The sequence below is a fragment of the Paenibacillus tritici genome (assembly GCF_018207515.1).
Classification (GTDB): Bacteria; Bacillota; Bacilli; order Paenibacillales; family Paenibacillaceae; genus Paenibacillus_AQ; species Paenibacillus_AQ tritici.
Window position 1 is genome coordinate 6,991,907 of record NZ_CP073365.1, and the last position, 14,614, is coordinate 7,006,520.

9 protein-coding genes are annotated in these 14,614 nt (G+C 53.1%); 3 read left to right on the top strand and 6 right to left on the bottom strand.

Translation table 11 applies throughout. The features are described 5' to 3' along the window. Positions 1-63: 63 nt before the first annotated feature. Positions 64-2,616, bottom strand: a complete 2,553-nt coding sequence (locus KDC22_RS30135; protein ID WP_211721301.1) for a U32 family peptidase — start codon at positions 2,614-2,616, stop codon at positions 64-66. 268 nt (positions 2,617-2,884) lie between these two features. Between KDC22_RS30135 and rfbA the strand changes: the two genes are divergently transcribed. Continuing rightward, on the top strand, positions 2,885-3,763 hold the full coding sequence (rfbA, locus tag KDC22_RS30140; protein ID WP_173136280.1) for a glucose-1-phosphate thymidylyltransferase RfbA: 879 nt from the start codon (positions 2,885-2,887) through the stop codon (positions 3,761-3,763). Between the two features lie 21 nt (positions 3,764-3,784). Further along, entirely contained in the window at positions 3,785-4,339 is a 555-nt protein-coding gene (rfbC, locus tag KDC22_RS30145) for a dTDP-4-dehydrorhamnose 3,5-epimerase (RefSeq protein ID WP_211724242.1), read from the top strand. A 105-nt stretch (positions 4,340-4,444) separates the two neighbouring features. Here the strand turns inward: rfbC and KDC22_RS30150 are convergent, their stop codons facing one another. The 3 genes from KDC22_RS30150 to KDC22_RS30160 form a co-directional block, all read right to left on the bottom strand. Beyond that, positions 4,445-6,403, bottom strand: coding sequence for a copper amine oxidase N-terminal domain-containing protein (locus KDC22_RS30150; RefSeq protein ID WP_211721302.1), 1,959 nt, complete (start codon positions 6,401-6,403; stop codon positions 4,445-4,447). Next, positions 6,384-7,562, bottom strand: coding sequence for a S1C family serine protease (locus KDC22_RS30155; RefSeq protein ID WP_211724243.1), 1,179 nt, complete (start codon positions 7,560-7,562; stop codon positions 6,384-6,386). Before KDC22_RS30155 ends, KDC22_RS30150 begins: the two co-directional genes overlap by 20 nt. Positions 7,563-7,694: 132 nt before the next feature. After that, complete coding sequence (locus KDC22_RS30160) at positions 7,695-7,904, bottom strand: DUF2759 family protein (RefSeq protein WP_173136273.1); 210 nt, start codon at positions 7,902-7,904, stop codon at positions 7,695-7,697. Between the two features lie 633 nt (positions 7,905-8,537). Between KDC22_RS30160 and KDC22_RS30165 the strand changes: the two genes are divergently transcribed. After that, positions 8,538-8,777 carry a DUF3977 family protein gene (locus KDC22_RS30165; RefSeq protein WP_173136271.1) on the top strand — a complete coding sequence of 80 codons (240 nt, stop codon included), beginning with the start codon at positions 8,538-8,540 and terminating at the stop codon, positions 8,775-8,777. Positions 8,778-9,232: 455 nt separating this feature from the next. Here KDC22_RS30165 and uvrA read toward each other — a convergent pair whose 3' ends face one another. Both uvrA and uvrB read right to left on the bottom strand, forming a co-directional pair. Further along, positions 9,233-12,121: an excinuclease ABC subunit UvrA gene (gene uvrA / locus KDC22_RS30170; protein ID WP_211721303.1), complete on the bottom strand. Its 2,889-nt coding sequence runs from the start codon at positions 12,119-12,121 to the stop codon at positions 9,233-9,235. A 447-nt stretch (positions 12,122-12,568) separates the two neighbouring features. After that, positions 12,569-14,560 carry an excinuclease ABC subunit UvrB gene (gene uvrB / locus KDC22_RS30175; protein ID WP_173136267.1) on the bottom strand — a complete coding sequence of 664 codons (1,992 nt, stop codon included), beginning with the start codon at positions 14,558-14,560 and terminating at the stop codon, positions 12,569-12,571. Positions 14,561-14,614 lie beyond the last annotated feature (54 nt).

A 14,614-nucleotide genomic window follows, 5' to 3' on the forward strand; every position in this document is an offset into this window, starting at 1 on the left:
CGGAGCCATCCGAATGGATGGTCCGGCTTCACCCGGGCCTTAGCTATATCAAGTCATCATCTCTTATTTCGCATTAACCAACTGCCCGCGTGTAACCCCAAGCTGGTTGGTAGCCTTCAGGCTTTTCCATACCTGCGTACCGGAAATTTCACCACGTAAAGCGCGGCTGTAGAGGCTAATGACCTCTGCTACCTGCTCGGGTGTCTCCTCCAGGAACTCTACGCGGTAAGAAGATACTCCAAGCTCACGGAAGTGATTCAGGTATTCTGCACCGGACTGCTCGACAGCGTTATAGACGGTATTGCGGCAGCCTTCGTCTACACGAACAGGATGGGACATGCCGATCCGGTCCTGCAGTGAAGCACGCTGCTCCTCGCATGGACGGCCACAGTTGGTGTAGTCAGTTCCCTCACTCATGAAGGTACAATAGACACAATGTTCCGTATGGAACATCGGCAGATGCTGGTGGATGACAATCTCCATACGGGAGGTGTCGCTGTGCCCCAGCAGATCGACCATCTGCTGGATGTTCAGGTCATACGACGGTGTGACTTTGTCGCAGCCGGCATCCAGGAACAGATCTACCGCTCTGTGATTGGCGATATTCAGCGAGAAATCGCCAATCAGCCGGGGATGCACAGCATCCGGGTGCTCCATCCGGTGGCGCAGGTAATAATACAGCGCACCGGTGTTGCGGACCAGCACAGCATCCGGCTTAAGCCTCAGGATGTTGGCATGGTAGCCGTTCTCGTTCGGCATATGGATGCGCGGTGTCGCCAGCGTGATGCTGGCTCCTGCCGCCCGCACAGCGTCTACTGCCGCCGGGAACTGCTTGATGAACTCGAAATCGGCGTAAATGCTGGTTACGCCGGCTTCGAGCGCAGCCTGCACCTGCGGCAGGCTGCGGCACAGCGCGGTGAGCTCTGCTTCACCGCTGAGCCCGCCCGCGCCATCTCCTGCGGCGATGGTGCTCTCCGCGGCGCCCCTGCGGGTGGCACCGCCGTAAACCTCGACCTCCCGTTTCACATACACGGGAGGCTTCGGGCGCTCGCCCGCAAGCAGCTCCACCGCCTGGCGGCGGATGCTGTTCAGCTCGCGCATAGGCACAATCACGTCGCCTTGCAGATGCGACTCCAGCGCTTCAAGCTGGAACAGGGTTCCGCCCAGGCGGCCGAATTGTTCTTCCAGCAGCGCGGTATCCATCGGACGCTTCTGCGCGGTCTCCAGCGCCAGCTCCGAATCCACACGGACGGTAACGTTCTTCTGAACGTCTGTCCACCAGGTCGTCAGCTTCTCGCCTACGCAGCCCTGCACTCTCACATGAACCGGGAAAACCCGGTACGGCTTCTCGGTCTCGAACGACTGGCGCAGCGCCTTGTCGAGCGCCGGATCATTCGTCTTCCAGATACGGTCGCCCACATGCAGGCGACGCAGATCGACGTCATTACGGCCAGGCACGATGTCGATAATCCAACCTTCTCCGGCTTCGCCTTCCAGCTTGACGCCCTTACGGCGCAGATCGTAGACACGGCCGCCTTCTTCCTTCTTCGTCGGATCTCCGGCATCGAATACAATTCCATCCCCCCGCTTAAGCGGAGCATGAATCCGGCAGACCACGCCATCCCGCAGGATTTGCTCAACCGTGCCCATGAATACCCCACGGCTTTTCGGGAAGGTGCCATCGACTAACTTCTTATTATTGGTGCCATCCAGGAAACCATGAGTGAAGCCCCGCGAGAAGCTCTGCTGCAGCTCACGCATGTCCTCCTTCGAAGTCGGCACCCAGTTGCCGTCAAAATACTTATCAATCGCCTTACGGTACTTACTAACCACATTGGCAACGTACTCCGGGGTTTTGAGCCGGCCTTCGATTTTGAACGAGGTCACTCCCGCTTCAATCAGTTCAGGCATCAGATCAATGGCGGCAAGATCCTTCGGAGACAGCAGGTAAGTCACATCGCCCATCGGCTTCACTTCCCCGTCCACCATCAGGTCATACGGCAGGCGGCAAGCCTGGGCGCATTCCCCGCGGTTCGCCGAGCGTCCGCCCCACATTTCAGAGGTTAGACACTGACCCGAGTAAGATACACAGAGCGCACCATGCACGAAGACCTCCATCGGCAGGCGGGCTTGTTCGCCAATCGTGCGGATTTGCTTCAGATTATTTTCACGGCCGAGTACTACACGTTCCAGCCCCCACGGCTTCGTAAATTCCACCGCTTCCGGCGAGGTAATCGTCATCTGTGTAGAACCATGAATCGGGAAGTCCGGAGAGATCTCACGGATCATCTTCACCAGTCCCAAGTCCTGCACGATTACGGCATCCACACCGGCGTCCACGCAGGCATCAATCAGTTCCTTGGCATCCGGCAGCTCATTCTCGAACACCAGTATATTAAAGGTCAGGAACCCCTTCACTCCATAGCTGTGCAGAAACGCCATAATCTCCGGCAGCTCGTCCATACGGAAGTTGTTCGCTCTGGCCCGTGCATTGAATTTCTCTACGCCAAAAAAGACAGCATCCGCCCCGTTCGCCACCGCTGCACGCATGCAGTCCCAGTCTCCCGCCGGAGCGAGTAGCTCCACATCTTCTCTGCGTATTTCTTGCTCTTTCATTTATATCCTCCCAAACCGCCTGATCGGCGGATCATTTACAGCTTTTTAACTTATTAATTGTATCAAATATCACAGTTCTCTGCCAGTAAAATAGAAACACTTGGATTTTCTATTCATCATTGAGCCGTCACAATGCAAGCCCGTCTTCTTGCTTTAATAGACAAACCAAGAACAACCAGCGTAAAATATGAATGGATAAGAATAAATAACGCAAAAGATCTCACGGTTCCCAAAATTTATATGTGGCAAAAGGAGAGTTGAAACATTTATGAAAGGCATTATTCTTGCGGGAGGAAGCGGCACCCGTCTGTATCCCCTTACAATGGTGACCAGCAAACAATTACTGCCGGTCTATGATAAACCCATGATTTATTATCCTCTGTCTACACTGATGCTGGCTGGCATCAAAGAGATTCTTATAATTTCTACCGCTGAGGATACACCCCGTTTCGAGAATTTACTCGGTGACGGCTCCCAGTTCGGTATCTCGCTGCAGTACATTGTCCAGCCAAGTCCGGACGGGTTGGCACAGGCATTTATTTTGGGCGAATCATTCATCGGTGAAGACTCCGTGGCTATGATTCTCGGAGATAATATATACTACGGAAACGGCATGACCAACATCCTGAAAAAAGCCGCGGGGAAAACAAATGGAGCAACCGTGTTCGGTTACCATGTGCCCGATCCTGAACGTTTTGGTGTGGTGGAATTCGATGGAGACGGCAAGGTCCTCAGCATTGAAGAGAAACCGGAGCATCCAAAATCCAATTATGCGGTTACAGGTCTGTATTTTTATGATAACCGTGTGGTTTCTATCGCTAAGGAAGTTAAGCCTTCTCACCGTGGCGAGCTGGAGATCACCTCGATCAATGAAGCCTACCTGAAGCTGGATGAGCTGGATGTCGCCCTGCTTGGACGCGGATTCACCTGGCTGGATACCGGAACACATCAGAGTCTGGTTGACGCCACCAATTTCGTTAGAACCATTGAAGATCATCAGGGTATTAAAATCTCTGCACCTGAAGAGATTGCTTATATTAACGGCTGGATTACACAGGAACATTTGCTGGAATGCGGACATAAACTGAGTAAGACCGGCTATGGCCAATATCTAATTAAGGTGGCTACAGGAAAAATCCAATTTTAAACCATAGAAAGAGTGGATAAGATGAAGTTTATCAAAACCAATCTGGAAGATGTTCTCGTTGTCGAACCGGCGGTCTTTGGAGACCACCGCGGCTGGTTCATGGAGACCTACAGCGAGGCAAAATTTCATGAACAAAACATTAATTATCAGTTTGTTCAGGACAATCAATCCTATTCAGCTGTAAAAGGGACTCTGCGGGGCCTACATTTCCAATTAAACCCTAAGGCACAAACTAAGCTTGTCCGCTGCACAAGGGGGGCCATTTTTGATGTAGCTGTTGATATTCGTCAAGGCAGTCCATCTTACGGCAAATGGTTCGGAATTGAGCTGACCGCCGAGAACAAAAAACAGCTTCTCATTCCAAAAGGGTTCGCCCATGGCTTCATGACATTAACCGAGGATGTCGAAGTTCAATACAAATGCGATGAGCTGTACGCGCCTGAATGCGATGGCGGCATTCTGTGGAATGATCCTGACATCGCCATTGAATGGCCGATTGATGTTACCCCCGTGCTGTCTGCCAAAGATGAAAAAGCTCCGCTTTTAAAGGATGTTACGCATAATTTTGTGTATTAACCAAATAAAATTCTTTAGTTTCATTCAGCAAAATACGTCCCGGCTCTTAGTAGCCTGGGACGTTTTTTCTGTTTTCATCACTTGTTTAAGATACTAATTATCCCCCTACTCCCCCGCCCACCCAAACGACCCCAGCACCCTCTCCAGCGTCGCCTGCTGGCTGGCCGTGGCGTTGGCAGCGTTAAGCGTAACGGTGAGCGTATAGACCACATCGTTTTTGCTGAAAATAATGATCTTCGTGCCCACGGGGATACTATTCTTAATCTGCTCAATAGTAAGTATCGTGGCTGGCACACCCGCAAAGGCGGTTTCTGCTACGCTTTTCACCTGCGGACCTTTGGGGTCCTTCTTGGTGTTCAGATAATAGCTCTGCAGCTGGCTGAGCGCATACTCCGGCGTAACCTCGGGGCTGGCATAGAACTGGAAGCGGCCGCCGGTGAAGCGGTATTCGATGGTCTGGCTCTCGAACAGATCCTGGACCGGTGTCCACAGCCGCGGAATATCGATCTTGTAGCCGTAGGCCTTGGAGGTTTTGGTGATTAATTTCGTGCTGAGCAGCGGGTAGTCTTCAACCTCCAGACGTCCGAAATTCTCCTGGGTCTGTGCAAAATCAATATCAATCGAATTCAGCACATCCGTGAACCGCTCTTTGTCGCTTGGCTGACTGGAAGCCGCAACATATTCAAAAAAATAACGATACCCGTTCTTCAGCAGCAGAATCTGATATTCCGTATTCCAGCCGTTGCCCGGATTAAGCCCAAGCTCATTAATCAGTACCGGCTCACCGGAGACCTTGCCTGCTACGCTATCCTTCGAGGTATAGGCCTCGCTCACATAGGTGTCCTGGAGCTGTGACTGCAGTTCCTGATTCCAGCTTGCCAGCGTGGAGCCTGCCGGGGCTGAGCTTACTTTCACCCGCAGATAACTCCCCTGTTTGCCCGTATAATAGAGCTGCTGATCATCTGCACTCCAGTCTGCGGGAACCTTAAGCGCAATGCCGTAGTCGTCGTTGTAAGCCTCGCGCAGGCCGTTGTGGATGGTGGACAGGTCACGGATACTGGAGTCGGAAGTGTTAAAAGAGGGCTGAAAAGAGTTCAGCAGCGCCGCATACTTGCCCAGATCTTTATAATTCGCTGCCTTGTCATCGGTCAGATAGATCTCATACAGCCTTCCATTCGCATAATATTGCCTGCCTTCCCACAGCGCCCCGCTGGAATCCTTGCTGACCGTCCGGGCGTAAGGAGTTCTAGCCTCAGGAACCGTCTCCCGGTCCAACACAATCTCCCCGCCTTCCTGCGATGACCCCACTAGATTCTCCAGCAGCCCTTCGGGATCTAACGGAACCGCAAGCGGCGAAGCATGCACCTCCAGATAATAATCATTCTCTGCACTCGTAAAAGTCGCTACGCCCTCATCCCCGCCGCTGTCGCCAACAACGAGCCCGGGCGGGTAGTTCATGCTCCATGTCAGGTAACTGTTGCCGATCCGGGTTTTGCCGATATCGCTGTCAATCCCGCCCTGCGTGTCAACGGCTGTTACAGCCAATGAAGGAGCCAGTGTAACCCGTATGCCCCCGCCGCCTGCCGGAGTAACCCGTGCACCCAGTACCCCGGCCACGAACCTAAGCGGCACCATCAGCACACCGGATACCATCCGCGGAGGCGCAGCCAGCTTGATTTTGACGCCATCCTTCCAGGCAGTAGTCCCGCCTATCGTCATTGCACCGGTATGCGGGCCATACATGACCTTCACCACATCCTCTCCTTCCAGGGAGACGGTGCTGCCGAAGGCTTTTTTGAAGATACCCAGCGGTACCATCAGCGTTCCATTCTCGGAAAAAGGCTGCTGAATCGTGACCGGTTTCCCGTTAACAGTTGCCGAGGTACTGCCTGCTTGTATACTTAGCTCCAGCAAAGACCCTTCTGCCGCATAGGCATTCCGTGCCGGAAACAGAGCGAGCAGTAATAATACAGCCAGCATGGCAGACACTAGACGCCGCATATGCCCCGCTCCCATACCTGATCCGGCAGCCTTTGCTGCATGTTTACTTTTTTGGCTGATCATCGGCATCCTCCTCCGTATCCACGGCACTCACCAGCGGGTCACCCTGTCCAAGGACAAGGCTTCTGGCAACGATATCGCCCTCGCTCTGCATGAGCAGCTTGACCACCGCACCTGGCTTGTACCGTTTGAATAGTTCATTGACATCCACAAGCGAGGTTACCCGGTGCCCGTCAATCGCATACAGCGCATCTCCGGCGGCAATCCCTGCCTTGCGCGCTTCCGCTGTGACCACCTTCGTTACCGTTAGTGGCTCCTGCCCGGGCAGTCCGACAATCACAGGCCAGCTCTCCTCCAGCTCTACCCCGAGGCTCGGACGCCGTACCTCTCCGTACTGGAGCAGTTGATTCATGATGTACTTCACCGTCTCTGCCGGAATGGCGAAGCCCATGTTCTCCACCCCCACGGCTGCGAACTTCAAGCTGTTGACTCCCAGGATCTCGCCTGTCATGCTCACGAGCGGCCCTCCGCTGTTGCCGGGATTGATAGCCGTGTCGCTCTGAATCAGCCGGTAGGCAGCATCCACCGAACGATTGAGACCGCTAATTACGCCCACCGTAGCTGAATTTCTCAGCGTGAACGAGATGGGCGTCCCGATCACTATGACCTTTTCTCCTACCTGCAGGCTGGCTGAACTACCCGCAAAGGTGGCGGGCTTCAGGGATTTGGCTTTGATTTTGATAAGGGCAAGATCACTGAACTCATCCAGGTATGTATCTGTGATGTTATAGCTTGTCCCATCCGAAGTGACCGCTACCGCATTCTGCAGCCCTTCCATCACATGCGCATTGGTAATGATCCACCCGTCCGCCTTGACGATAATGCCGGAGCCGTGTGTCAGATTGTAACGGTCATCCGGGCCGCTGGCTTCCCCGCCGGCTTTGCCGATAATGCCTACCACAGACGGCGATACCGCGCGGATGATGGACGGAACCGGGTCCGTGGCTGTTTTGCCCCCTTGCTCTCTACTCCCTGCTTTGACCCCACCTGCTTGTCCAATCTGTATTACATTCGCAGATGCCTCGCTGTCTGCCGCTAATGGCGCTGGCTCTCCGTAGACCGCCCCATGTACAGCACCGGGCACACTTATGAACCCCGACAATGCCAGCAGCAGAACACCCGGCAGCAACTTATTGCTTCGGGCAATCCCTTTTCTCCTCATCTCCATCGCCCTCTCCCCTTCATCCATGTGAAACCTGTAACTTATATTCTAAAAAAAGACGCCTTTAGGATCGCCGCCGGCGGGTAAAGGAGTCTTTAGTAAGCTGTGCATCTGAAGTTATGTGTGCCTTACTTAGCTGAACCAATTCATAATCATTGCATAATCGGAGACCACAAAAACCAGCAGGCTCACTACTCCGAAGCCAATCGCAAACTTGTTCTTCTGCGGAGCTTTCAATAGACGGACCACACCGATAAGAATCAGGATGGTGAATACAATCATAAACGCGTCGAAGGTATGAAATTTAGACGGCTCTTGCGCGGCAGCTTCTGCAAGCAGCATGGGCAATCCCTCCCTGAAAGTGTTGTCAAGCAAGTTCCTCTAATCCATATCACCTTCTATGTTATCGTTACCATTTCAGTCACGCAATAGAAATATTTTAAAAACGTTAGTTTTGTCACAAAAAATTTTTCAAATGGCCGAATTCAGCTGTGATTCAGGGATATTTTACATTGACGGCTGCTTGTTATCCGGTTATCAAGGAGCTGTTCCACCGCAATCTTCCCATCACCTGCTGCTATTCATTCAACACATATTCTTCTCTTTGAATCTTACGGGGGACATGCTCTAAATATGCCAGTCTTGCTTGCCTGACGCCAGATTAATTTGTGTCTATATAGATTGTACTTGTGAGTTTTCCGTTCTGGGATTGCCGTGACTCCAGAGAATGTTTGGCCCTCCGGCCACTGTTGTCCCCAGACTTCTTGATTTGGGACCGCTAATCGCGGTAGAAGTCCGGTGACAAAGGCGGACGCTAACGCTCCTACAGTTCCAAAATTCTCCTCCGTCACTTTTCCCTGTCTGTATATTCTCAAGTTCAATCTATATAGGATAATGGTACAATTAATCCTATTCACTACCGGAATGCCTTTTGGAATCAAGAGAACAGGCTACAGGAAGATAGGTGACACTCGCTTGAAATACATCGAATTCGGAATCGGAAATACGTGGTTTGTGCGAACAGAGATGGAACAGCCGGATGGTACAGAGACCGAGGCCAAAGGAATAATCAGACCGGTTAAATTCCGCTCCGTATACCTGAGAGTCTGGATCAGAAGAACGGTATGGATTGCGGATTCCCGGGAAGGCTTCAAAAGAATGCAAAAAACCAGCAGCCGTTTCAAATTCATCCTCGGTATCCGCAGTGAGTTGTAGCAGGTAGCCGATAACAGAAAAAGATGACCAAGTAACCTTTACTGTGGCGTGTGTTTTTACGCACGGTTCTGATTACGGAGCGGCGGGTGACAATAAGTGGAATTAGCACATCTAATTTGGCGTCACTGGAATATTGATAGGAAGCAGTTGGAAAAACAACACTTAATCGGCTCGATTTCTGCTGAATCCGTAGAGTTCGGTGAATTAAATGGACATTTTCCACCTGCTGACTCGTAACACTCGGTTTCGGCAGTATTAAGTGCCTTATTTCCAACTGCGTCCGCTATCCCCGGTGGCCGGCCACTACTAATCAGGGTTAAGCTTCGCTTCCCCAAGGCATATACGTTTATATTAAAAAATAACCCACGCCCCTTACGAGGGGTCTTGGGTTATTTGGGTTATTTGGGTTATTTGGGTTATTGAGGTTATTCAGGTTCTATCTGCTCTTCCTACAGTTACACCGTCTCAGAGGTCTGCAGCTCCAGCTCCAGCTCCATCGCCTGCGTACGTTCTGTATCACGGATCAGGATGGGCTTCAGATACCGGCCCGTGTAGGATTCGCCGACCGTAATCAGCTTCTCCGGTGTTCCGGTGGCAAGGACGGTACCGCCGCCGCTGCCGCCTTCCGGCCCCATATCAATAATGTAATCGGCTGTCTTGATGACATCCAGGTTATGCTCAATGACCAGGACGGATTCACCGGAATCCACCAGGCGGTGCAGCACCTCAAGCAGACGGCCAATGTCGTCCACATGCAGGCCGGTTGTCGGCTCATCCAGGATATAGAGGGTCTTGCCAGTACTGCGGCGGTACAGCTCGGAAGCCAGCTTCACCCGCTGGGCTTCGCCGCCGGACAAGGTCGTTCCCGGCTGGCCGATGTTGATGTAGCCCAGACCCACATCGAGCAAGGTTTGCATTTTGCGGTGAATGCGCGGGATATTCTTGAAGAACTCCGTTGCATCCTCTACGGTCATCTCCAGCACATCGGAAATATTCTTGCCTTTATATTTCACTTCCAGCGTCTCGCGGTTATAACGTTTGCCCTTGCAGACTTCGCAAGGTACGTATACATCCGGCAGGAAGTGCATCTCAATCTTGATGATCCCGTCTCCACGGCAAGCCTCGCAGCGGCCACCCTTCACATTGAAGCTGAAGCGCCCCTTTTGGAAGCCGCGCACCTTGGCCTCATTGGTCTTGGAGAACAGATCGCGGATATCATCGAATACGCCTGTATACGTAGCCGGATTAGAGCGCGGGGTACGACCGATGGGAGACTGGTCAATTTCGATGACCTTATCCAGATTCTCCAGACCGCGGATTTCTTTGTGCAAGCCCGGACGGACCTTGACCGCCTTATTGAGCTGGCGTGCCAGACTCTTGTATAGAATCTCATTAATGAGTGAAGATTTGCCGGAGCCGGACACACCGGTTACCGCTGTGAAGACACCAAGCGGAATCTTCACATTCACATTCTTCAGATTATTCTCTTTGGCTCCGCGAATCTCGATCCAGCGTTCATTATCGGTAGGCCGCCGCTTGGCAGTCACCGGAATAAACTTGCGTCCGCTTAGATATTCACCGGTCAGGGAGTTCGCATCCTGCATAATTTCCTGCGGTGTCCCCTGAGCAATCACCTGACCGCCGTGTTTACCGGCACCCGGCCCGATATCAATAATGTAATCAGCCGCCATCATCGTATCCTCATCATGCTCAACGACAATCAGTGTATTGCCCAGATCACGCATATGTCCGAGTGTGGCAATCAGCCGGTCGTTGTCCCGCTGATGCAGACCGATACTTGGCTCGTCCAGAATATAGAGGACACCCATCAGACTGGAGCCGATCTGGGTAGCCAGCCTGATCCGCTGGGCTTCCCCGCCGGATAGCGACCCCGCTGCACGGCTGAGAGTCAGGTAATTCAAGCCCACATTCACCAGGAAGCCGAGCCGGCTGCTGATCTCCTTGAGGATCAGATTGGCGATAGCTGTTTCTTTCTCACTAAGCTTGAGATCTCCGAAGAAGTCCAGACAATCTCCAATCGAAAGATCCGTAACATCGGAAACATTCTGCCCGTTAATGGTCACAGCCAGAATTTCCTTCTTGAGCCGTTTGCCTTTACACGAATGGCATGGCTTGGCGCTCATGAAGCCTTCTATGAACTCGCGGATGCCCTCAGAGGCCGTATCACGGTATCGGCGCTCCAGATTGGGAATAATCCCCTCAAAGGCAACAAGGGCGTCTTTACGCTGGCCGAAGTCATTCTCATACCGGAAGCGGATCTTCTCGCTGCCCGTTCCGTGCAGCAGCTTGGCCATATGCTCCGGCGACAGGCTGCTGACAGGTACATTCTGCGGTATTTTGAAATGCTCACACACTGATTTCAGGAACTGCGGATAATAGTTGGAGGTACTGCCTGTCCAGGCCAGGAACGCCCCCTCCTCAATCGACTTCTCCGTATCCGGGATTAGCAGATCAGGGTCAACGACCATGTTCATCCCAAGCCCGTCACATTCAGGGCATGCCCCAAATGGGCTGTTGAAGGAGAACATGCGCGGCGCCAGTTCTTCTATGCTGAACCCGCAGACCGGACAAGCGAAGCTTGCACTGAACAAAAGCTCCTCCTGGCCCATCACATCCACCAGAATCTGACCGCCCGACAGCTTCAGTGCGGTCTCCAGGGAATCGGTTAGGCGGGTCGCGATATCCTCCTTAATCACAATCCGGTCCACGACCACTTCGATCGTATGCTTCTTATTCTTCTCCAGGACAATATCTTCCGTTACTTCGCGCAGTTCACCGTCCACACGTACACGGACGAAGCCTTGCTTCGAGATATCCGTGAACAGACCCTTATGCTCACCCTTGCGGCCGGAAATGACCGGAGCCAGGATCTGCAGGCGGGTCTTCTCCGGGTACTGCATGATCCGGTCAACCATCTGCTCAACGGTTTGTGAGGTGATCTCAATTCCATGATCCGGGCAGTGGGGATGACCGACCCGGGCAAAAAGCAGCCGCAGATAGTCATAGATTTCGGTAACCGTACCTACTGTCGAACGCGGGTTACGGCTCGTAGTCTTCTGGTCAATCGATATCGCCGGGGAGAGTCCTTCAATGGAATCTACATCCGGCTTCTCCATCTGGCCCAGGAACTGGCGGGCATACGCAGACAATGACTCCACATACCGGCGCTGACCCTCGGCATAGATGGTGTCGAAGGCCAGGGACGATTTGCCCGAGCCGCTCAGTCCCGTCAGCACGACGAAGCGGTCACGCGGAATCGTTACGTCGATGTTCTTGAGGTTGTGGGCTCTTGCGCCCTTAATTACTATACTTTCATGTGCCAACGGTACCTCTCCTTTAAGGGGAATTTAAAATGCAAAAACATTACCTTTCGATCCCTCCCAAACCCTCCCTTCCAAGGGAGGGCCCCAAGGGTTGCACCCTCTGGACACCTGCAAACTTGGCGGAAAGAGTTGGGCTGGGTGGATGGACGACTACTGGGGGAATAGGCTCGCTTGTCCCTACGGGACCGCTATACTACCAGTGCAGGATACGGCTCGCTGCCGCTTGCCGACAACGCTGTCCCTTCGGGATACGCGCTAAGGGCTTGAGTGCACGCTGTCCCTGCGGGATACGCGCCAAGAGCTTAACTGCGGGCTGTTCCTTCGGAATGCGCTAAGGGCTTCAACGGCAAGCTGTCCCTGCGGGATACGCAAGGGCATGGCCCCTTTATCTTCAAAAAGAACGGCCTGAATAGCGCCGTTCCCTGGATTGTTAACTTCATCGCCGCCTTACTCTGCCCGCAGCTCAAGCAAGGCATCGCGCAGCTCGGCGGCGCGCTCGAATTGCAGGTTCTTGGCGGCGTCCTTCATCTCCGCCTCCAGACGCTGCATCAGGCTCTGCTTGTCTTTCTTGTTCAGCTTGCCGCCAACGCCGGTAAGGTAATCGGCCTTGGACTCGGCCACCTTCGTCGCCTCGATGATGTCGCGTACCTTCTTGTTAATGGTCGTCGGGGTAATGCCGTGCTGCTCATTATGAGCAATTTGGATCTCACGGCGGCGCTGGGTTTCGCTCATCGCCTTCTCCATGGAATCTGTAATGCGGTCGCCATACAGGATGACACGGCCGTCCGAGTTACGGGCTGCACGGCCAATCGTCTGAATCAGCGAACGCTCGGAGCGGAGGAACCCTTCCTTGTCGGCATCCAGGATAGCGACAAGCGAGACCTCCGGCAGGTCGAGCCCTTCTCTGAGCAGGTTAATCCCGACCAATACATGGAATGTACCCAGCCGCAGATCACGCAGGATTGCCATACGCTCCAGCGTTTTGATGTCCGAGTGCATATAACGCACTTTAATCCCGATTTCCTTAAAGTAATCGGTCAGGTCCTCAGACATCTTCTTCGTAAGCGTTGTAACCAGTACACGCTCATCCCGTTCCACCCGGTCACGGATCTCACTGATCAGATCATCAATCTGCCCCTCGGTAGGGCGCACTTCAATGATCGGGTCAAGCAGACCAGTAGGACGGATAATCTGCTGCACCATAGTATCGCAGTGTTCCATCTCATAAGGTCCCGGTGTAGCGGACACATATATAATCTGGCTCACCTTGTCTTCGAATTCCTCAAATTGCAGCGGCCGGTTATCCAGCGCAGACGGCAGGCGGAACCCGTGCTCCACGAGCACTGTCTTACGCGCACGGTCACCATTATACATCGCCCGGATCTGCGGCAGCGTAGCGTGGGACTCATCAATCACAATCAGCATATCATCCGGGAAATAGTCCATGAGGGTATAGGGAGTGGCGCCCGGCTCACGGAAGGTAAGCGGACCGGAATAGTTCTCGATGCCGGAGCAGAAGCCGACTTCCTTCATCATCTCGATATCATAACGGGTCCGCTGCTCCAGCCGCTGGGCCTCCAGCAGCTTGCCTGCTTCACGCAGTACGGCCAGGCGCTCCTCAAGCTCACGCTCAATATTAACAAGGGCTACACGCATCGTCTCTTCCTGGGTGACAAAGTGGGACGCCGGGAAGATCGCGATATGATCGCGTTCGCCGATCAGTTCACCTGTCAGCACATCTATCTCCGTAATACGTTCTATCTCATCTCCGAACAACTCTACCCGGATCGCATGTTCTCCCTGGGAAGCCGGGAAGATCTCAACCACATCCCCCCGCACACGGAACGTCCCCCGCACGAAGTTGATATCATTACGCTGATACTGGATATCTACGAGCCGGCTCAGAATCTGATTGCGCGGCTTCTCCATCCCTACCCGCAGGGAGAGCAGCAAGCTTCCGTATTCCTTAGGTGAACCGAGGCCATAAATACACGACACACTCGCCACAATAATGACGTCACGGCGTTCAAACAAAGAACTGGTCGCCGAGTGGCGGAGCTTGTCGATTTCTTCATTTATACTGGAATCTTTCTCAATGTAGGTATCGGAGGAAGGAATGTACGCCTCGGGCTGGTAGTAATCGTAGTAACTGACGAAGTAATCAACCGAATTGCTTGGAAAAAACTCTTTGAACTCACTCGCGAGCTGCGCAGCAAGCGTCTTGTTGTGCGCGATGACCAGCGTCGGGCGGTTCAACTTGGAAATTACTTGTGCGATGGTAAAGGTCTTGCCTGTACCTGTCGCTCCCAGCAGCGTCTGGTGCTTCTTGCCCTGCCGGATGCCGTCCACTAACTCTTCTATGGCATGAGGCTGATCGCCCTGGGGTGTATACTCGGACTCCAGTTCAAAAGTCTTCGTACTGACGACAATATCATTCATTTGCCCGTCTCCCCTCTATCGTCTAGAATATATGAATATATTATAATTTTAACC

Excerpts from the sequence above, each read along its gene's own strand:
- KDC22_RS30160 (WP_173136273.1), bottom strand. The coding sequence starts at position 7,904 with ATGCTGCTTGCAGAAGCTGCCGCGCAAGAGCCGTCTAAATTTCATACC.
- rfbC (WP_211724242.1), top strand. The coding sequence starts at position 3,785 with ATGAAGTTTATCAAAACCAATCTGGAAGATGTTCTCGTTGTCGAACCG.
- rfbA (WP_173136280.1), top strand. The coding sequence starts at position 2,885 with ATGAAAGGCATTATTCTTGCGGGAGGAAGCGGCACCCGTCTGTATCCC.
- uvrB (WP_173136267.1), bottom strand. The coding sequence starts at position 14,560 with ATGAATGATATTGTCGTCAGTACGAAGACTTTTGAACTGGAGTCCGAG.
- KDC22_RS30155 (WP_211724243.1), bottom strand. The coding sequence starts at position 7,562 with ATGAGGAGAAAAGGGATTGCCCGAAGCAATAAGTTGCTGCCGGGTGTT.
- KDC22_RS30150 (WP_211721302.1), bottom strand. The coding sequence starts at position 6,403 with ATGATCAGCCAAAAAAGTAAACATGCAGCAAAGGCTGCCGGATCAGGT.
- KDC22_RS30135 (WP_211721301.1), bottom strand. The coding sequence starts at position 2,616 with ATGAAAGAGCAAGAAATACGCAGAGAAGATGTGGAGCTACTCGCTCCG.